At 68.8% G+C, this 18,192-nt stretch carries 18 protein-coding genes and 9 tRNA genes; 12 read left to right on the forward strand and 15 right to left on the reverse strand.

Annotated features, from left to right (window positions below):
* Positions 1-27 precede the first annotated feature (27 nt).
* The 3 genes from ACOGXI_RS10370 to ACOGXI_RS10380 form a co-directional block, all read right to left on the reverse strand.
* On the reverse strand, positions 28-1,302 hold the full coding sequence (locus ACOGXI_RS10370; protein WP_419938777.1) for a serine hydrolase domain-containing protein: 1,275 nt from the start codon (positions 1,300-1,302) through the stop codon (positions 28-30).
* Between the two features lie 180 nt (positions 1,303-1,482).
* Positions 1,483-1,809: a hypothetical protein gene (locus ACOGXI_RS10375; RefSeq protein WP_419938778.1), complete on the reverse strand. Its 327-nt coding sequence runs from the start codon at positions 1,807-1,809 to the stop codon at positions 1,483-1,485.
* Positions 1,810-2,163: 354 nt separating this feature from the next.
* Positions 2,164-2,736, reverse strand: a complete 573-nt coding sequence (locus ACOGXI_RS10380; RefSeq protein WP_419938779.1) for a VanZ family protein — start codon at positions 2,734-2,736, stop codon at positions 2,164-2,166.
* A gap of 122 nt (positions 2,737-2,858) precedes the next feature.
* On the opposite strand from ACOGXI_RS10380, the gene ACOGXI_RS10385 reads away from it, so the two are divergent.
* Positions 2,859-3,947, forward strand: a complete 1,089-nt coding sequence (locus ACOGXI_RS10385; protein ID WP_419938780.1) for a hypothetical protein — start codon at positions 2,859-2,861, stop codon at positions 3,945-3,947.
* A 65-nt stretch (positions 3,948-4,012) separates the two neighbouring features.
* Here ACOGXI_RS10385 and ACOGXI_RS10390 read toward each other — a convergent pair.
* The 10 genes from ACOGXI_RS10390 to ggt form a co-directional block, all read right to left on the reverse strand.
* A tRNA-Lys gene (locus ACOGXI_RS10390) sits at positions 4,013-4,085 on the reverse strand.
* Between the two features lie 11 nt (positions 4,086-4,096).
* A tRNA-Ala gene (locus ACOGXI_RS10395) sits at positions 4,097-4,169 on the reverse strand.
* A gap of 64 nt (positions 4,170-4,233) precedes the next feature.
* Positions 4,234-4,305: transfer RNA gene (locus ACOGXI_RS10400), tRNA-Glu, on the reverse strand.
* A 28-nt stretch (positions 4,306-4,333) separates the two neighbouring features.
* Positions 4,334-4,408: transfer RNA gene (locus tag ACOGXI_RS10405), tRNA-Arg, on the reverse strand.
* Positions 4,409-4,439: 31 nt separating this feature from the next.
* Positions 4,440-4,511: transfer RNA gene (locus ACOGXI_RS10410), tRNA-Thr, on the reverse strand.
* Positions 4,512-4,513: 2 nt separating this feature from the next.
* Positions 4,514-4,586 (reverse strand) — tRNA-Trp (locus ACOGXI_RS10415).
* A gap of 42 nt (positions 4,587-4,628) precedes the next feature.
* Positions 4,629-4,701 (reverse strand) — tRNA-Phe (locus tag ACOGXI_RS10420).
* Between the two features lie 12 nt (positions 4,702-4,713).
* Positions 4,714-4,786: transfer RNA gene (locus tag ACOGXI_RS10425), tRNA-Asn, on the reverse strand.
* A 75-nt stretch (positions 4,787-4,861) separates the two neighbouring features.
* Positions 4,862-4,935, reverse strand: a tRNA-Met gene (locus tag ACOGXI_RS10430).
* Between the two features lie 87 nt (positions 4,936-5,022).
* A complete protein-coding gene (gene ggt / locus ACOGXI_RS10435) occupies positions 5,023-6,816 on the reverse strand; it encodes a gamma-glutamyltransferase (protein WP_419938781.1) in 1,794 nt (597 codons plus the stop codon).
* 123 nt (positions 6,817-6,939) lie between these two features.
* Here ggt and ACOGXI_RS10440 point away from each other — a divergent pair, with 123 nt between their 5' ends.
* The 11 genes from ACOGXI_RS10440 to ACOGXI_RS10490 all read left to right on the forward strand — a co-directional run bounded on the left by ACOGXI_RS10440 (position 6,940) and on the right by ACOGXI_RS10490 (position 17,429).
* On the forward strand, positions 6,940-7,533 hold the full coding sequence (locus tag ACOGXI_RS10440) for a cob(I)yrinic acid a,c-diamide adenosyltransferase (RefSeq protein ID WP_419938782.1): 594 nt from the start codon (positions 6,940-6,942) through the stop codon (positions 7,531-7,533).
* Positions 7,530-8,414, forward strand: coding sequence for an alpha/beta hydrolase family protein (locus ACOGXI_RS10445; protein ID WP_419938783.1), 885 nt, complete (start codon positions 7,530-7,532; stop codon positions 8,412-8,414). The genes ACOGXI_RS10440 and ACOGXI_RS10445 overlap by 4 nt, the downstream gene beginning before the upstream one ends.
* 29 nt (positions 8,415-8,443) lie before the next feature.
* Entirely contained in the window at positions 8,444-8,992 is a 549-nt protein-coding gene (locus ACOGXI_RS10450) for a YybH family protein (protein ID WP_419938784.1), read from the forward strand.
* A complete protein-coding gene (locus tag ACOGXI_RS10455; RefSeq protein WP_419938785.1) occupies positions 8,970-10,235 on the forward strand; it encodes an NAD(P)/FAD-dependent oxidoreductase in 1,266 nt (421 codons plus the stop codon). Before ACOGXI_RS10450 ends, ACOGXI_RS10455 begins: the two co-directional genes overlap by 23 nt.
* Before the next feature lie 39 nt (positions 10,236-10,274).
* The gene (locus ACOGXI_RS10460) at positions 10,275-10,676 is read left to right on the forward strand and encodes a metal-sulfur cluster assembly factor (RefSeq protein WP_419938786.1); all 402 of its coding nucleotides are present in this window, start codon (positions 10,275-10,277) and stop codon (positions 10,674-10,676) included.
* 53 nt (positions 10,677-10,729) lie between these two features.
* The gene (locus tag ACOGXI_RS10465) at positions 10,730-11,251 is read left to right on the forward strand and encodes an FxsA family protein (protein WP_419938787.1); all 522 of its coding nucleotides are present in this window, start codon (positions 10,730-10,732) and stop codon (positions 11,249-11,251) included.
* A 75-nt stretch (positions 11,252-11,326) separates the two neighbouring features.
* Positions 11,327-11,902 carry a hypothetical protein gene (locus ACOGXI_RS10470; protein WP_419938788.1) on the forward strand — a complete coding sequence of 192 codons (576 nt, stop codon included), beginning with the start codon at positions 11,327-11,329 and terminating at the stop codon, positions 11,900-11,902.
* 20 nt (positions 11,903-11,922) lie between these two features.
* Positions 11,923-13,641 carry a multicopper oxidase family protein gene (locus ACOGXI_RS10475; RefSeq protein ID WP_419938789.1) on the forward strand — a complete coding sequence of 573 codons (1,719 nt, stop codon included), beginning with the start codon at positions 11,923-11,925 and terminating at the stop codon, positions 13,639-13,641.
* Between the two features lie 45 nt (positions 13,642-13,686).
* Positions 13,687-15,072: an LVIVD repeat-containing protein gene (locus ACOGXI_RS10480; RefSeq protein ID WP_419938790.1), complete on the forward strand. Its 1,386-nt coding sequence runs from the start codon at positions 13,687-13,689 to the stop codon at positions 15,070-15,072.
* Between the two features lie 10 nt (positions 15,073-15,082).
* The gene (locus ACOGXI_RS10485; protein WP_419938791.1) at positions 15,083-16,873 is read left to right on the forward strand and encodes a carbohydrate kinase family protein; all 1,791 of its coding nucleotides are present in this window, start codon (positions 15,083-15,085) and stop codon (positions 16,871-16,873) included.
* 67 nt (positions 16,874-16,940) lie between these two features.
* Complete coding sequence (locus tag ACOGXI_RS10490) at positions 16,941-17,429, forward strand: nuclear transport factor 2 family protein (protein ID WP_419938792.1); 489 nt, start codon at positions 16,941-16,943, stop codon at positions 17,427-17,429.
* A 132-nt stretch (positions 17,430-17,561) separates the two neighbouring features.
* On the opposite strand, the gene ACOGXI_RS10495 is transcribed toward ACOGXI_RS10490, so the two are convergent.
* Both ACOGXI_RS10495 and ACOGXI_RS10500 read right to left on the reverse strand, forming a co-directional pair.
* Positions 17,562-17,762: a hypothetical protein gene (locus tag ACOGXI_RS10495; RefSeq protein ID WP_419938793.1), complete on the reverse strand. Its 201-nt coding sequence runs from the start codon at positions 17,760-17,762 to the stop codon at positions 17,562-17,564.
* Positions 17,762-18,079: a hypothetical protein gene (locus tag ACOGXI_RS10500; protein WP_419938794.1), complete on the reverse strand. Its 318-nt coding sequence runs from the start codon at positions 18,077-18,079 to the stop codon at positions 17,762-17,764. Before ACOGXI_RS10500 ends, ACOGXI_RS10495 begins: the two co-directional genes overlap by 1 nt.
* Positions 18,080-18,192 lie beyond the last annotated feature (113 nt).

Below are 18,192 nucleotides of genomic sequence, written 5' to 3' on the forward strand. Positions count from 1 at the left end.
GACGCCGCGCAGAAGCCGGAACTCCGGTCAGCGGCTCGACGAGGCCGCGGCCGCGTCGTCGATGGAGCCGATGACGAGGTCGAGGAGGCCGTCGATCGCGCCGCCGGGGATCCAGCGGGCCACCACGACGAGGTCGTTCACGGGGTCGCAGTAGATCATGTTCGTGCCGTTGCCGAGGTGCGCCCACGCCTCCTCCGGCGCGCTCGGATAGCGCTTGTCCCCCTCTTCGTCCGCGACGTTGAGCATGAAGTTCATGAACCCGTAGGAGCCGTTGGCCGGGCCGGGCGTCGTCGCGAGGTCGAACCACTCCTCGGACAGAAGTTGCCGGTCCCCCCACGTCCCGCGCCGCAGCGTGAAGAGGCCGAAGCGCGCCTGGTCGCGGGCGCTGATGAACATGCCGCCGCCCCAGTGGCCGCCGCCGCTCACCGACTGCACGCGACGTCCATCGATCGTGACCCACGAGTTCTCGTAGCCGTTCCAGCGCCAGGTCGGAGAGGCTCCGATCGGCCCCATCACGCGTTCGTGCAGGACTTCGGGCAGTGGGCGCCTGAGGACGCTCATCGCGGCGAGCGCGAGGAGGTTCACGCGGGTGTCGTTGTACTCGTAGACGGTGCCGGAAGGGTGGCGAGCGCGCGTCAGCCAGGTGGAGGGGTCGCCGCTCGGACGGTCGGCCCAGTCCGGCTTGCCCCACAGCGTGCCCTCCCAGTCGGAGGTCTGCCGCAGGAGGTCATCCCACGTGATGGTGCGGTTGTGCTCGGACTCGAACAGGGTCGTCGGATCGGGCTTCCCGAAGCCGATGCGGTCCACGCCGGGCTCTCCGTCACCCGGGGGCACGTCGATCGGGGCCATGTACTCGCGCACGGTATCATCGACCGAGCCGATGAGTCCGTCATCCCACGCAAGTCCCACCGATGTCGAGAGGAAGGACTTGGTCACGCTGTACGTCATGTCGACGCGCCTCGTGTCCCCCCACTCCGCGACGATGTAGCCGTGGCGCACGATCATCCCGGCCGGTCCGCCCCGCACGCTGAAGGGACCGATCCCCTCTCCGAGCGGTTCGCGCCCGAAACTCCGGCTGTGCTGGAACTCCCGGTCGCGCGCCTGGCTCGTCTCATGCTCGAGCGCGTATTCGACAGCCGCCTGGACGCCCGCCGCGCTCATCCCCACCTGCTCCGGAGTGCGCGTCTCCCACGCGTCTCCGCGCGCCGGCAGGTACTGCGCGGCTCCCGTGCCCGGAAGCGCGATCGTCGCGGAAACCGCAAGAAGTCCAGCCCAAAGCACACCGCGATGAGTGTGAGTCATGCCCCGCATGAGAACCTCCTGATTCGGATCGATCATCCGAGGCATCGTAACGACTGACACCGCGCCGGTACACGGGCCCTGGACGCGGGCAGACTGCCGACTACCGCGGGGAGAAGCGGAGCCGCACGACGCGCTGAACGTCGAACGCCATCCGCTGGAGGCCAAGCGCCACGTCCTCGCTCATCTCACGACGACGCTGCGTTCGACGCGCACCGTATCGGCCTGCCGATTGGAGCCGAAGGATGGATACGTGATGTCGTTCAACCCGAATACCGTCACGGCTCCGACGCCTGGAGACGTGAACCGCAGATGGACGATCCGATCCGTTATGCGAAGAAAGCCGGGGCAGTTCACACCGGGGATCGTGCGCATGAACGGAGTAACCTCCGCCGTGAGACCGCGAACGTCGATCTGTGTTCTGCCCTCCTCGAGAAGACAGCCGGAGTACGTCCGTATGGTCACGGGAAAGGATTGGCGCACGCCTACGGTTTCGGGGGCGCGAACCACGGCGGTATCCGACGACGGAGCACCACGGGAAAAGTCGATGGTCGCCATAACCTCGCCTTCTCCTTCACCGGAGAAGACAGCTTCACAGCCGGTCGCGAAACCGGCTGCGAGTACCGCCATCACGATCCAGGGTTTCACCGTCATCAGGCCCGGCACAGACCGCCGCGCGCGGGACCTCCACAACGTCGATTCTGTCCGCATCGCCATCCTCACGACGAGCTATCGGGCCCGTTGAGAGCCCGTTGCCATCATCCCGTAAACGTATGTGAGGGCGCCGTCGGGACACCCGGGCGGTTCCCCTGGTCGACGGCGGCGGCGCGCCCGGCCCGATCCCCGCCAACGCCGTCCGGACTGCTACGAGGAGCGCGACCTGCCGAGCCAGCGCCGTACCCAGCGAATGGCCACGCTCGGGCCGACCGCCATCACGCTCGCCAGCAGGTCGAACCCGATGTCGAACCAGTCGAACGTGCGGCTGGGCAGGAAGAACTGGATGCACTCGTCTACTACGCCGACCGCTGTGGTCGCTGCGATGGCCAGCACGGCGGGTATCGGGACGTGCCTCCCGTGGGCCTTCCGTTCCACCAGGGCCTCGTGGATGATGAGCGCCAGCACCGCGTACTCGATGAGATGGGAGCGCTCGGTGGCGGCGATTCCGCGCGCGAGTCCGATGACGGCGATCGCCGCGACGCCCAGGGCGAAGCCGACCTCGACGCCCCGGGACCGCTCCCGGAGCCCCTGAACGAGGATCATCGCCCCGATCAGGAGCATGCCGCCGCCGAACAGGGTGGGGGTGAGCTCGAGCAGCCCGCTCTCGCGGAGCGCGTCGGCGATCGTGCGCGCGAGATCGGCCGTCGCATAGATCGCCACGACCACGGCCAGCGCCCAGATCCACAGGCGCCGTTCCCGGCGCGACGAGAAGTCCGGCATCCGCATCTCCATCCCGGCCCGTGTGGATGGCCACCCCGTGAACCATCGCGCAACGAGCCATATGATTAGAAGGTGACGACCCTTTGTGTCGCCGAGACGCTGAACCGCGGGGAGACGTTCCGATGAAGGTAACCATGATTCGCGCAACGGTCGCGGTGGCGCTGGTCGCCGCCGTGTCGATTCCGGTCGCGCTGGCGCAGGATGGCGGCGCCGTACCGCGCACGCCGGACGGCCGGCCGGACCTGCAGGGGAACTGGACGAACGGGACGATCACCCCCATCGAGCGGCCCCAGGGGTTCGAGGCCGTGCTCACGCCCGAGCAGGTCGCGCAGATCGAGGGCGGACGGCAGGAGTGCATCGAGGCCCACTCCGGGTCCAGCGATCCCGATCGTGACGCGCCCGCGGAGGGCGGCACCGCGATCGGCTGCGACTTCATCCTGGAGGCGGCGGCCGGCGGCACGGGGGGGTACAACCTCTTCTACCTCGATCGGGGAGATCAGGTCGCGGTCGTGAACGGCGAGCCGCGCAGTTCCCTCCTCACCGCGCCGGCAGACGGTCGCATCCCCGGACGCACCGCCGAGGCGCAGCAGCGGCTGGGCCAGCTCATGGCCGCGCGCGGCCGGCACGGCGAGTACGACAACCCCGAGAACCGCCCCCTCTCCGAGCGCTGCATCGTCTCGTTCGGGTCCAACGCCGGCCCGCCCATGCTCCCCAACTACTTCTACAACAACAACTACACCATCGTGCAGACGCCATCCCACGTCGTCGTCATGACGGAGATGGTGCACGACACCCGCATCATCCCGATCGGCGCCTCCCCCAACTCCGGGGAGGCGGACCAGAGCGGCGCCCCGCCATCGTTCCCCGAGGCGATCCGTCCCTGGTTCGGGGATTCCCGCGGCTGGTGGGAGGACGACACCCTCGTGGTCGAGACGACGAAGCTCAATCCGGAGCAACTCACGGCCTACCGCGAGTTCTTCGGTGCGACCTCGAACATGAAGATCACGGAACGGCTCACGCGCGTGGACGCGAACACGATCAACTACGAGTTCCTGATCGACGATCCCGACACGTGGGAGAGTCCGTGGGGCGGCGAGGTCCCGTTCGTGAAGATGGACGACCTCCTGTACGAATACGCCTGCCACGAGGCCAACTACGCGCTGGAGAACGTGCTGCGCGGGGCGCGGGCACAGGAGCGCGAGAACCGGTAGGGCACAAGCCGACTCCCGGAAAGCGAGGCGAGGCGGCGGGAGGAACGAGGCGGCGGGAGGAAAAATGCGCCGTCAGGGAGTCGAACCCCGAACCTACTGATTAAGAGTCAGTTGCTCTGCCAATTGAGCTAACGGCGCGTGCGATCTCATGGAGCCGAGGGGATTCGAACCCCTGACCTCTGCAATGCCATTGCAGCGCTCTCCCAGCTGAGCTACGGCCCCGCGCTTCAACTTCTTTTGCCGGCGGACGGCTGTCGCCGCGCCCGTCCGCCAGGTTTTCCGTCCATACCCCCAAGGGGAATCGAACCCCTATCTCCACCTTGAAAGAGTGGTGTCCTAGCCGTTGGACGATGGGGGCTCGTGCCGCTGTCGTCCCCTGCTTGCCACGCGCCCGCCAGGACTCGAACCTGGGACCCCCGGCTTAGAAGGCCGGTGCTCTGATCCAACTGAGCTACGGGCGCCCGCTCTTCTGCTCCAAGCTGCTCCGCTCCAAGCTCGCGGCGGGATTTGAACCCGCGACCTCATCCTTACCAAGGATGCGCTCTACCCCTGAGCTACGCGAGCGACAGGGGCGGAGGGACTCGAACCCCCAACCGCCGGTTTTGGAGACCGGTGCTCTACCAATTGAGCTACGCCCCTCTGCCGCTTCCCGCGAACCGGCCGATGGCGGCCCGTGGCAAATGGCTGGGGGCGGAGTCGAACCGCCGACACCGGCGTTTTCAGCGCCGTGCTCTACCGCCTGAGCTACCCAGCCCTTTCAGCCCTACTCCGGGGGTGGGATTCGAACCCACGACCTAGTGGTTAACAGCCACCCGCTCTGGCCACTGAGCTACCCCGGACCGTACCCCTCTCTCGCAAGAGAGATCGGAGAACAAAACGCCTCGCCCCGCAACTTGGCGAGGCGAGGCGAGGGATAGCGGGGGCAGGATTCGAACCTGCGACCTTCGGGTTATGAGCCCGACGAGCTACCAGACTGCTCCACCCCGCAACGCGGCTCGGAGGATACAAGAGCGAGGAGCAGGTGTCAACCGCGAAACGGCCGCTGGCGGCGCTCCGCCGCGGGCGGTCCCGGAGGCTATGCCGTGGCCGATCCTCCGCCCCAGCCCCGCGGGTCCGGTCCCCCCGTCAGTCGGCCGGTATCCGGGTCGATTCCGACCGCGTGGAGTTGCGCGACGAACGCGTCGTTCGCGACGTCCAGGCCGCGCCCTTCGAGTTCGTCCCTGAGGTGATGGTACAACTGCGGCTCCATCTCCAGCAGGTGATCCTCCCAGTGCCAGCGCGGGACGGACACGGCTTCGAGGGCCGACATGCCGAAGTCGACCGTATTGCTGATCGTGTGCTGGACGGCGCCCAGGATCCGGGTGCCGCCGGCCGCACCCGTGACCAGAATCGGGCGTCCGTCGCGGAGCACGATCGCGGGCGAGATCCCCGTGATGCGCGCCTTTCCCGGCGCGATGCTGTTCGGTCGACCGGCGAGCGGGTTGAACTGGAACATGCAGTTGTTCCAGGTGAAGCCGAGCCCGTCGGTGACGACCCCCGAAGCGGATCCGAGCGTGTGCGTGAGCGCCACGCAGTTCCCGGCCCGGTCCGCCGTCGAGAGGTGCGTCGTGTCCGGGCCCTCCGGCGGCTCCTCCACGACATCCGGCGGGAGTTCGCGGCGGTCGATGAAGCCCCTAAGTTCGGCGGCGCGATCCTTCGACACGAGGATGTCCGTCGGATCGTCGATGAACTTCGGGTCGCCGTGGTACCGGCGGCGGTCGATGAAGGAGAGGATCTGGGCGCGGCCGAGCAGTTCCACGTGGTCCGCCTTGCCGTGCTCGAGGTCCGGAACGTCGTAGCCCTCGAGGAGGTTCAGGATCTCGATGACCTGCGCGCCGCTCCCCGGCAGGGCGTTCGAGAACACGTCGTGCCCGCGGTAGGCGCCGCGCACCGGGTCGTAGACATCGGGCGTGTACGCCTCGAGGTCGGCCAGCGTGATGAGCCCGTCGTTGCGTTCGAAGTCCGCCGCGATGCGTTCGGCGATCTCGCCCCGGTAGACGACGTCGGCGCCGCCCGCGGCGATGAGTTCGAGCGTGCGGCCATAGTCGGGCTGCACGAGCCGTTCCCCGGCCCGCCACGGCGCGCCGTTGTTGAGGAAGATGCGCGCGGAGGCGTCGGTCGTCCGGACCTTGGTGAAGAACGGAACGACGCCCGAGGACGACTCGGTCCGGGTCGTGAAGCCGCGCGCCAGCGCGCCGGGGATCTCGAACCCGTCGTACGCGAGCCGGATCGCCGGTTCGACGAGTTCGGCCCACGGCCGGGTCCCGAAGCGGGTCCACGCCTCCCACAGGCCGGCGATCGTACCGGGCGTGACGACGGCCTTGTAGCCGATCTGGTTGATGTCGCCGCGCACCTTCCAGCGGTCCGCGTGCCCGTAGATCCGCCCCTCGAGGGCGCTGCGGTAGATGTCGGGGGTGGCCCTGCTCCCCGCCCGCCCGTGGAAGTCGATGGACGTGGCGCGTCCGGTGCTCGCGTCGTACACGACCATGCAGCCGAAGCCGCCGACCCCCGCCGAAAACGGGGTCGTGATGAACTGCGCGAAGGCCGTTGCGATGGCCGCGTCGATCGCGTTGCCGCCGCGCCTGAGGGCCTCGACCCCGGCCTCCACGGCGATCGGCCCGCGCGCGACGACGATCCCGCCGCCCGCGTCCGCGTCCCCCGCATCCGAGGCGCCGGCATCCGAGGCGCCCGCAGCCGTCTCCTCGCCGCCCGGACCGCACGCGCCGAGCGAGCCCGAGGCAACGGCCCCCACCCCGGCCGCCGCCGTCGCGATGAAGGCCCTTCGTGACTGAACATCCGCGGGTCGGAGGTCGGTTCCGTCAGTCGTCACGTCACGGCTCCTTGTTGGCGGCGCCAGGTGGCGGCGTTTCGGCGCGGGCTGTTAAGGTTCGCCCCTCAGCCTGGCGCACGACGCGCAGCATGCGGCCAAAACCCGATTACGGCCAGATCTCGATTGAAGATATACACGAAAGGCGGGGACGGAGGGGAGACCGGCCTCCTCGGCGGCGCGCGGGTCCCGAAGGACGATGCGCGGGTCGGGGCGTACGGCACGGTCGACGAACTCAACGCCGTGATCGCGGTGGCGCTCGCGCTCGACCCGGACGGCGCGACGCTCGGCGATTCCGGGCCGGCGCTCGGAGCCGTCCAGGAGGACCTGTTCACGATCGGGGCCCGCCTCGCCGCCTCCAATCCCGACCGGTTGCTGCGGAAGGGCACGATTCCGGCCCTCTCCGCCGACCGGATCGAAGCGCTTGAGACGTGGATCGACGCGCTGGACGCCGAGCTTCCGGCGCTCGATGCCTTCGTTCTGCCCGGCGGGTCGCCCCTCGCCGCGCAGTTCCACGTCGCGCGCACCGTGTGTCGGCGGGCGGAACGGGGCGTCACCGCTCTCCTCGAGGAGCAGCCCGACCTCGCCGACGTCGTCGTCCCCTACATCAACCGTCTCTCTGACCTGCTGTTCACGCTCGCCCGGGCCGCGAACCGGCGGGCGGGCCGCGAGGACTCGATGTGGCTGCCCCGGCGGAAGCGGGACGACGGCGGGCGATGAAGACACATGAAGACACAATGCGGACCGTGACGCGCACCCCGTTTCGACTCAGACCGCCGGGCGCGGATCTCCGCGGCGACTACCGGTCGAGCACCGCTCCGGTCGAGGGGGAGGGCGCTTCTCCCGCCGGCGGTGCGGCGCTCGTCGTCTGCCACGGCTTCAAGGGGTTCAAGGACTGGGGCTTCTTCCCCCATCTCTGCGAACAACTCGCGGAGCGGACCGGGATCCCCGTCGTCTCCTTCAACTTCGACGGCTCCGGCGTGCGCGACTCGGACTTCGATGATCTGGAAGCCTTCAGCCGCAACACCTTCTCCCGCGAACTCCAGGATCTGGAAGCCATTCTCGACGGACTCGCGACGGGCCGGCTCGGAGACCTCGAGGTCACGCCGGCCACGCGCTTCGGTCTGCTCGGACACAGCCGGGGCGGCGCCACCTGCATCCTCAAGGCGGGCCTCCGGTCTCAGGTCCGGGGGGTCGTCACGTGGGCCTCGATCTCGTCGGTCACGCGCTACGAGAGCTTCGCCGACCGGTGGGACGCCGGGGAAACCGTGATCATCCCGAACGCGCGCACGAAGCAGGACATGCCGCTCGAGCGGAACGTGCTCGACGACATGCGTGCGAACCGGGAGCGCCTCGACGTGCTCGGCAGCGCCGCGAGCCTGCGGATTCCGGTCACGGTGGTGCACGGGACGGCCGACGAGTCCGTGCCCTTCAGCGACGCCCGGCGGATCGCCGACGCGGCAGGAGACCTCGCGCGGCTTGTCGGGGTAGAAGGTGGGACGCACACGTTCCAGGCCGGACACCCGTTCGCGGGGACGACACCGGAACTCGAAGAAGCGATCGACGCCTCGGTCGAACTGTTCACGCGCGCGCTCGGTTGAAAGTTGAAAGAGGCCAGGGGATGGGACGAATGATCCGGAACCGACCGATCGGAAGGCGAGCTTCGCGGCTCGCGGCGGCAGCAGTGGTCGCCCTGGCCGCCGGACTCGTGACGGGAGGCTGCGAATTCGAGCGGCTGGACAGTAACGGCTCACCGCTGGCGGACGAGGGGCCCGATCTCGCCGAGCAGGTCGCCTCCCTGCTCGACCTGCAGGCGGCGGCGTGGAACGCGGGTGACCTCGAGGGTTTCATGAGCGCCTACTCCCCATCTCCGACGACGACCTATATCGGATCGACGGGACTCATCGAAGGCTACGACGGGATTCGGGAGCGATACGCCCCGGGATTCGCGGAGGGCGCGGCGCGGGACAGCCTCCGCTTCGAGGGCCTGCGGGTCCGGGAGGTGGATGAGCGGGTCGGCGTCGCGACGGCGCGCTACGTCCTCGAACGCGAGGGGATCGTCACATCGACGGGGCCGTTCACGCTTGTCCTGCTGAACGTGGAAGGAGCCTGGCTCATCGTCCACGATCAGTCGGCCGAAGGCGGTGCCGAAGACGGTGCCGAGGACAGTGGGGGCTGACCTGCGGATGCGGAACTTCGACTACATCATCGTGGGGGGCGGCCTCGCGGCGGTCTCGGCGGTGGACGGGATCCGAGAGATCGACCGCGAAGGCTCGATCGCCATCTTCGCGGAAGAGCCCGATCCTCCCTATCACCGGCCTCCTCTGTCGAAGGAGTTCCTGCAGGCGGAGGGGGCGCCGCGGGACCTGCTGCACGTGAAACCCGCGCGCTGGTTCGACGACCGGGCGAACGAACTCACGCTGTTCACGGACGCGCCGGTGAAGCGTCTGGACGCGCGCGCCATGACCATCCACACGGCCGCAGGGGACGCGTTCCGGGGCCGTCGCATTCTGATCGCCACGGGGGGGCGGGCGAAGCGGCTCGACGTGCCGGGAAGCGATCTCCCGGGCGTGCTGTCCCTCCGCACCGCCGCCGACTCCGAGCGCCTGCGCGAAATGGCCCGGGGGGCGTCGCGCGTCGTGCTCGTCGGCGCCGGCTTCATCGGGATGGAACTGGCTTCATCGCTGTCGAAGTTCGACGTGGATGCCGTCGTCGTGGAGGTGGAGCCGCGCGTCTGGGCGCGCGTCTTCCCGGAGACGATCGCGAGTTTCCTCCGCCGCTACTTCGAGGAGCGCGGCGTGCGATTCATGATGGGCTCAGGCGTGGCCGCCTTCGAGGGCGAGGGACGTCTTGCGAGGGTCGTGCTCGACAGCGGCGAGGAGGTCCCGGCCGACCTTGCGATCGTGGGCGTCGGGATGTCGCCGAGCGATGAACTCGGCGCAAGAGCCGGCCTCGCGGTCCAGGACGGGGTCGTCGTGGACGGGTTCGCGGAGACGACGGCCGCCCACATCTACGCGGCGGGCGACGTGGCGCGCTTCCCCGATCCCCTGGAGGGCGGACTGTCGCGCCTCGAGCACTGGGACCACGCCCGCGCCCACGGGCGCCACGCGGGCCGCAACATGGCCGGCGCGAGGGAGGCGTTCGACCATCTCTCCTATTTCTTCACGCACGTCTTCGATCTCAGCATCAACGTGTTCGGGGAGACGGCCGAGGTGGACCGCACGATCGTCTCGGGCGAACTTGGCTCCGGCCGCTCGATCGTCTACTGCGTGACGGACAACCGGCTCATCGGCACGATCCTCATCAACGCGACCGGCGCGCTGGAGGACTGCCGGGCGCTGGTGCGCGCGCGCCCCACGGTCGAGGATCTGTTGAAGGAATTCGAGAAGCCGGGCGTGCGGCCCGGCGAGTTGGTCGGATAAGGGGCCGGGGCCGGATACGGTCGAAAGGTGACGGATACTATGGAAGCGAACGATACAAGGGATCCGATGGACGGCATGGGCTCGGCGGGCGACGCGCCGTCAGCGGACGAAACCCCGTCGGTCGCCCCGACGTCCGAGGATACACCCGAGATCGAGGAGAAGGTGCGGACCGCGCTTCGGACCGTGACGGATCCCGAACTCGGCATCAACATCGTGGATCTCGGGCTCGTGTACGAGGTCGAGGTCGAAGAGGGCGAGGCGAAGGTCACAATGACGCTGACGAGTCCCGGCTGTCCGGCGGGAGGGCAGATTCTCGGGGGCGCCAAGGACGCGGCGGAGACGGTGGACGGCGTGGAGGAGGCGGTCGTGAGCCTCGTGTGGAAGCCGTTCTGGACGCCCGAGAGGATCGACCCGGCCGTGCGGGCGATGATGGGCTTCTGACCGTGTCCGGATCCTGACGGTGTACGGGTTCTGACGATGTACGGGTTCTGACGATGCTCCTGCGGCTGTTTCTGCTGTTCACGATCGTCCCCGTCGTGGAACTCGCGCTCCTCATACGCATCGGCGGCCTGCTCGGGCTTGGGCCCACCCTCCTCCTCGTCATCGGGACGGGCGCGGCGGGCGCGTGGCTCGCCCGGCGCGAGGGGCTGCGGGCTTGGCTCGCCGTCCGCGACGAACTCCAAGGGGGTGGTCTGCCGGGCGAGTCGCTCGTCCACGCCCTGCTGATTCTCGCTGCGGGGGTCGTCCTCATCACGCCCGGCGTCCTCACCGACATCGCCGGTATCCTGCTCCTCATTCCGCCCGTGCGGGGACGGCTGCTCGCCCGCGTCCGGAACTGGCTCGGCAGACAGGTCGAGGGCGGCGCGATCCGCGTGGTTCACGGTCCCGGCGACGGCTTCTCGGGGCTGCACGGGGATTTCGGCCAGGGACGCGGCGCTCGCCGGCCGGGTCGCCGGGGCCAGCAGCGCCCCGGACGGGAAATCGTCATCGAGGAAGAGGAACCGAAGACCGACTGACGTGCCGGATGCACAGCGGAGGGCGCTGCCCGCGGACGCTTGCAAGGCAGGACGTCGGGTTCAACCTTTCGAAGCATGAACAGCGTGAAGCAGCCCATCAGCATCATCGGCGCGGCCGCCGTCCTCGCGGTCGCCGTCGGCACCCTCGCGGCCGACAAGGCGCGGGCCGCCGGCCCGACCGAACTCCCACCGTGGGTCGATACGACTCCCTGGATCGGCGCCTGCCTCCTCACCCCTGAGGTGGTCAGGCTCTCCGGCACCCAGAGCGCGCCCGGGAGCCGGGGATCGATGACGCTCAGGCAGCCCGGCTCGCCGTTCGAGATCACCGTCGACGAGGGCGGCTTCCAGACGTTCGACATCGAGATCCAGGTCGACCAGATGCGCAAGCGGCGCGGCGCCGTCTATGTGGTGTGGGCCGCGAAGCCCGAACTCGACGAGTGGGTGCAGCTCGGCACTCTGTCCGAGGAGAACCGGCTCACGGGGCGCGTCGCCTGGAACCAGTTTCTCATCTTCGTGAGTGAAGAAGCCTCGGCCGATGTCGAGCGCTGGCAGGGACCGATCATGCTCACGGGGTTGTCGCCCTCCGGCCGGCTCCACACGATGGCCGGCCACGGCCCGTTCGAGGCCATGAACTGCCAGCTCTACTACTGAGCCGAGTACTGAGCCGGGCGGTGAGCGGACCGGGCGTGCGGGTGGCCCGACACTGCGCCGTCGCAGCGATCGTCCCCGCCCTTATCGGAATGGCGGGTACGCCACCGGCATCGGGGCAGCAGCACGCGGGCCACATGATGGCGACGGACAGCATGGGGGCGGTGTGGCGCATGCCGCCGCAGCCGATCCCGATGCCGATGATGTTGCCGGGCCTGATGGGCGCCGTCCCCGGGGTAACCCCGTACCTGCCCGACCCCGGCCACGATCCCGCGATGCTTCCGGAGGCGGTCTTCCGCGAGGTCGTGGAGATGGCCGACGGCGACACGCTCCGCCTCGAGGCCGGGTTCGTGCGGCGCACGATCGGCACGCGCACCTTCACGATGTACGGCTTCAACGGGCAGTATCCCGGGCCCCTCATCCGCGTCCCGCAGGGCGCGGAGATCGTCGTGCTGTTTACCAACAACATCGACCTGCCGACGGCGGTCCATTGGCACGGCGTGCGGCTCGAAAACGAGTTCGACGGGGTCCCCGGCGTCACCCAGGACCCGGTCGAACCCGGCGAGTCATTCATGTACCGGGTTCATTTCCGGGACGCGGGCCTCTACTGGTACCACCCCCACCACCGCGAGGACATCCAGCAGGATCTGGGTCTGTACGGGAACATGCTCGTCGACGCGCCGGCCCCGGACTACTACGGCCCGGCGAACGGCGAGGACTTCCTCATGCTCGACGACCTGCTGGTCGACGAAGGGGGCCTCTTCCCCTGGGGACGCGAAGCCGCCGTGCAGACGCTCATGGGCCGCTTCGGGAACCAGTTGCTCGTGAACGGCGAGCCGCGCTGGGAGGCCACCGTCCGGCGCGGCGAAGTGCGGCGTCTATACCTCACGAACGTCGCGAACACGCGCACCTTCAACCTCGTCCTGGAAGGTGCGGAGATGAAGCTCGTAGGGGCCGACGTGAGCAAGTTCGAGCGCGAGAGTTTCGTCTCGAACGTCATCCTCGCCCCGGCCCAGCGGTACATCGTCGACGCCCGCTTCGACGAACCGGGGACCTGGGCGCTCCTCAACCCGATCCAGGCCATCGACCACTTCAACGGCCGCTTCTATCCGCAGACCGACACGCTCGGGATCGTCACCGTCCTCGACGAACCGGTGGCGCAGGACCACGGCGACGCGTTCTCCACCCTGCGCGAACACGCGGACGTCATCGAGGACATCGGCCGCTACCGCGCCGAGTTCGGCCGGCCCGTCGATCACGAACTCGAACTCACGGTCCGGGTGGGGGACCTCCCCAGCGACATCGTCGCCGTGATGGCGATCGACACCCTCTACTTCCCGCCCGTCGAGTGGACCGACGCGATGCCGATGATGAACTTCCTCTCGACGTCGGAGAACCTGACCTGGATCCTGCGCGACACCCGGACGGGGAAGGAAAACCGGGACATCGACTGGCGCTTCACGGTGGGGGACGTGCGGAAGCTCCGCATCCACAATCAGCGCCGCTCGTTCCACCCCATGCAGCACCCGATCCATATCCACGGCCAGCGCTTCCTCGTGCTCTCGAAGGACGGGGTGCCGGCGGACAATCTCGCGTGGAAGGACACAGTCGTGATCCCGGTCGGATCGACGTTCGACATCCTGCTCGAGGCCTCCAACTCTGGCCGATGGATGGCGCACTGCCATATTGCGGAGCACCTGGAGGCCGGCATGTCCATGGTGTTCACGGTGGACCCCGGCTAGCCGGGGAGCAGGAACCCCGGCGCCCCGATCGAAACGGAGGAGAGAATGAAGTTCAGCAATCGGACGATGTGCGCGGCGGCGGCCGTGACCGCGCTCGGAGCCGTCATCGCCGCCCCGGCCGCACTCGGCGCGCAGGCGATCGATGTCGTGGAGCGCGGCAGCCGGAACATGGAAGTGCTCGGACATGTCCCGCTCGGCCCGCGGCTCAGCATCGCGGACATGGACATCGAGCAGGAGATGCACCGGCCGTACGCGTACGTGGCGCGCATGCAGTACGGGCCGGTTGGTCCGAAAGGGCTGGACATCGTCTCGATCGAAGATCCGGAACATCCGGAGGTGCTGTACGAGTGGCGGATCGAGGACCAGGATCTCCACCTGCGCACCGGCGGGATGGACGTGAAGCACTTCAAGTGGGGAGACCGCTACTACGTCGTACAGTCGCTCCAGTTCGGGCAGGGCGGCCCGGACTCCGACATGGGCGCGGTCGTCCTCGATGTGACGGGACTGCCGGACGCCTCGACGGTGCGTGAGGTGGCCCGCATCAAGGAGCCCGATCTCCCGGGCGGCTTCCACAACATCTTCATCTACAAGCACTCGAATATGAACGTGTACCTCGTGGCCACGGTCTCCGGCCCGTACGCGGCCGTGTACGACCTCGGCGCGCTGGTCGACGGGCGAAGCGACGCGATGGTGGCGCAGATCCCCGTCCCGGATCAGGGGATGGCGGGGAACCGGCGGCGGGGATACCACGATTTCTATCTCGGCTATCACCCGGAAACGGGGACGGACCGCTTCTACGGCGGCGGCACCGGCGGCTACTACGTTTACGACGTGACGGATCTCGACAACCCGGAGCTTCTGACGCAGATCGTCGGGGTCTCCGGGATTCGCAGCGGTCACACGTTCACGCCCACGCCGGACGGGAACTTCGCGATCGCCGAGACCGAGTATCAGTACGCGCCGCTGAGGATCTTCGACCTCAGGCCCGGACTCAACGGCGAGGTCCCGGCCATCAACCGCCCGATCGCGGCGTGGACGGCGAACTGGAAAAACCTCGTGCACAACCACGAAGTGCGGTGGCCGCTCGTGTTCGTGTCCGGCTACCTGGACGGGCTCGTCGTGTTCAACATGATGGACCCGGAGAATCCGATCACGGTGGGCCACTACGACACCTATCTGGGGCCGCCGAACGTCGACCGGACCGCCGTCTTCAACGGCACGTTCGGGGTCGATGTCCGGAACGAGGACGGGCTCATCGTGGTGAGCGACATGACGACGGGTCTGTGGACCTTCCGGATGGAGGGCTTCCAGGGGTGGAACGGCGACGACTGGGGCGTGCCGAACATCTCCAGCGCCCAGGACTGGGACAACGGACCTGCCGGCGCGGCCGGGCGCATCACGACGGACCAGCAGGACCAGCAGGGCGACTGACGCCGGCAACATGAGCACCCGGCCACGGCTCCTCGTGGTCGGGAGCCCCTCTCTGGATCTCCTGCACCTCGGCGGCCGCTCCGTGCGGTCCGCCGGGGGCGCGGGACTCTACACCGCGCTCGCGGCGCAGCGGGCCGGGGCCGAAGTCACGGTCGTCGCGCCGCGTCCCGAGCCCATGCCGCCGGAACTCGAGCCGGCGGACCGCCTCCTCGACTGGCGGGGGCCGCCCGTTCCGCCCTCCGCGCTCCCTCACTTCGAGATCGAGTACTTCCCCGACGGCCGGACGGTCTATCGCCAAGCGGTGCGCGGATCCGAGGGGGACATCCGCTACGGCGACATCCCCGACGCCGGGCCGGACGCCTTCGCCTACGTCGTCCCTCTCCTCGATCCGGAACTGCAGTTGGGGTTCGCGCGGCGGCTGTCCGCGGCGGGAGTGCGCGTGGGATGCGGGACGTACGCGCCGGGGATCCGCGCGCATCGGGAGGTCGTCACGCGGGTCGTGGAGGCGTCCCGCTACTTCTTCTGCAACGAGGAGGAAGCCGGGCTCCTCTTCGGGTCGATCGACGACGTCGCGGTGGCGCCGGGGCGCGTGGTCTTCGTCACGCGGGGTGCGCGGGGGGCTCGCGTCGTCCTGGGCGACCATGCCATCGACGTCCCCGCTCCCGAGGTCGACGAGGTGGATCCGACGGGCGCCGGCGACACCTTCTGCGGGACCGCGCTGGCCCGGCTCGCGGCCGGAGACCACCCCGGCATCGCCGCGCGGGTTGCGACGGCCCGTGCCGCCCAGACGGTGACGGGCATCGGTCCGGCGCCCCTTCTCTCGGACGACCCGGCGCCGGCGGTGGCGCGAGATGTTCGGGTTCGCCTCGACGAGGACCGCGTCCGGCGCGTGGCCGGGGTCATCGCGACGGCCCCGGAGGCGGCGGCATTCGACTTCACCGGCGCGGACTTCCCCGAACCCGGCGATCCGGCGGCGCTCGATTTCTTCTTCGCGGGGACGGTGCAGCAGTTCGGTTTCTGGCACGAGCGCGCGGGCCGCTACGAGGAGCCGATGATCGCCCCGCTTGGGGGGCGGGCCCGCAAGGGGAGCGACTACCTGTGGGCCGCCTACCTGCGCTGGGCCCGGGAGGCCCCGGAAGAACTCACTCCCTCCGGGCAGGCCGCCCTCGACGAGACGGACTTCGATCATCGTCTCCGGGACGACGGCGGGCACAACCCGCTCCCGGCCGGCCCGCTGCATCCGGCGTGCGCCCGGGCGTACGGCCGCGACATGCTCGCGCTCGGCCTGACCTCCGCCTCGCTCGTGGCGGACGCCAACGCCGCGGAGCGGCCCCTCGCCCACTTTCTCTCACACCTCGATGCGGTCCGCGGCTACGGGGAGGATCCGTGGCGCAAGAAGTCCGCCCTCCTCGCGGCGATCCTCAGCCAGCGGCCGGAGCGATTCCTGCGGCTCGGGGAGGCGGAGGACGTGCCGCCGATCATCGACTACCATTGCCAGCGCAGTTGCCTCCGGCTCGGCGTCGTCTCGGTGACCGACGAGACGCTGGCCGCGAAGCTCGCGAAGCGGGAGGTTGTGAGCGCGGAAGAAGAGGAGGCCGTGCGGGCCGCGTGTTACGAGGCGGTCGGGGAGATCCGGCGCCTGAGCGGGCGCTCCATGGGGGCCGTGGACTGGTTCTTTTTTCAGAACAGGGTACGGTGCCCGGAGATGACGGAACCGGACTGCGCGGCGTGCCCCGCCGACCCGGCGTGCGCGCACCGGACCAGGCTCTTCCAGCCGGTGTTTCGCACGACCGCGTATTGAGGCCGGGACGGTTCACGGACGACCGGCCGGACCAAGGACGACCGACCCCAGGAATCGGGAGAATCTCATGAGAAAGTTCGGAGCGACGTGGCTTCTCGCCGCAGCGATCCTCGTCACGCCCGCGGTCGCCGCCGCGCAGGATGACGCCGGAGCGGGGGCGGTCGCCGCCGTGCAGGCGTTGTTCGACGCGATGGCCGCCCGCGACGGCGACGCGATCCGCGGCCTGCTGACTGAAGGCGCCACCTTCGTGGCCACGGCGGAGACCGCGGATGGCGTGCAGGTCCGGGAGAGCACCGGCGCCGAGTTCGCCGCTTCCATCGGTCAGCCGGGCCCCGCCCTGCTCGAACGCATGTGGGACCCGCACGTGATGATAGAGGGTCCGATCGCCGTCGTGTGGACTCCGTACGACTTCCATGTGGACGGCGAGTTCAGCCACTGCGGGATCGACGCGGTCAGCCTCGTGCAGGCGGGAGACGGCTGGAAGATCTCAAGCATCGCCTACACGCGCGAAACCGAAGGCTGCGAGCCGAGCCCGCTCGGCCCGCCCGGCGGCTGACCCCGGCGGCCAAGCTTACTGGGACTCACTCCTCGACTACGCCGACCGCGTCGAGAAAGTCTCCCACGAAGGCGGCTACATCAGCGCGGTGTTGAGTACTCCCGGGGACCGCAGCTTCCGAACTCGGTGGAATCAGGAAATCCACTCGCGCCAATCCCGAGCCTCGGGCAGAATCCCCCGCGGAATCAACAGGCGAGGTACCAGGCCTCCGACGACGACGATGCTGTCCCGCATGAGATCGCCGAGAATCGTCGCGACATGGAGGAGGCAGCTCTCGATGAGTCGCGTTGCGCCCTCGTCGTAGTCGACGGCAGTTCGACGCAGGGGCTCCACTATGTCACCGACCACGGCAACGATGTGCCTCGCAACTCTTTAGCTGCCTCGGCGGCGCGCTCGGGCTGGGCTTTCAGGTCGAGGAAGGCCTGTACGGTCGAGACGCACTGCGTGCCGTCAACGATGTTCGATCCGTGGAAGACGCCATCGTCCTTCGGTACTACGATCCAGACGTTAGCTCCGGCACGCCGTTCCCGCACGCCGGCAGTCTCCATCAATTCGACGGGGGAGCGCTTTATATAAGCCGTGACAAGGCGAAACGTCGCGTACGACGAATAGAGCCACGCGGCGGCAAGCCCCGTGAACGCGTGGTCCACCTGGCCCAGTGTTTCGCGAAGCCTTGCGACCAGCCTGGGCCAACCCCCGCACATGACGGCTGATGTAGCCCTTGTCGACTCCCGTTGCCCGCCACAAGCCCTGCTGGGAGAAG

The organism is Candidatus Palauibacter sp., assembly GCF_965208055.1.
Classification (GTDB): domain Bacteria; phylum Gemmatimonadota; class Gemmatimonadetes; order Palauibacterales; family Palauibacteraceae; genus Palauibacter.